1 protein-coding gene is annotated in these 525 nt (G+C 69.5%); it reads left to right on the plus strand.

Going from position 1 to position 525, the window contains the following annotated elements:
* Positions 1-208 precede the first annotated feature (208 nt).
* Positions 209-525: GH25 family lysozyme (locus ABD323_RS45255; protein WP_344447756.1), on the plus strand; the 317-nt coding region annotated here is incomplete at its 3' end.

The raw sequence follows: 525 nt of genomic DNA on the forward strand, positions 1-525 counted from the left end.
CGGTGAACAGTGGGCGGCGATGCGCTGTCTACGCGGGTCCTGGTGGGCCGTTGTGTGCTGAGGTGGCCTCAGTTCCCTAGCGGTGGGCCGTGGTTGGCCGCTACGCTCGGCCCGCGCGTTCATGCCAATCATTGGGATGAGTGCGTCGGCATTCGCGTGTCGGCATGCGTGGAACGTTCCAGACCCTGCCAGGCCACGAGGAGCGATCATGTCCAGCACTGCCCGCTTCGCCGCAGTCGCCCTGTCCGCCCTGCTGCTCGGTGCGGCCGCCGCCGTCCCGGCGCAGGCCGATCCGGCCGGTCGCGCTTTCCAACCCACCCACCCGGACCGGGACTTCGCCGGTTCCACGGTGGCCGCCCACGAGGGCCGCAGTGCCTCGGACGGCCTGCAGCCACTGGTCACGCAGACCAAGGGGCTGGACGTCTCCAGCTACCAGGGCAACGTCAACTGGTCCTCGGTCGCCGCCAACGGCGCCAAGTTCGCCTACGTCAAGGCGACCGAGGGCACCGGCTACACCAACCCGTA

Source organism: Kitasatospora nipponensis (assembly GCF_039528135.1).
In the GTDB taxonomy this organism is placed as follows: Bacteria; Actinomycetota; Actinomycetes; order Streptomycetales; family Streptomycetaceae; genus Kitasatospora; species Kitasatospora nipponensis.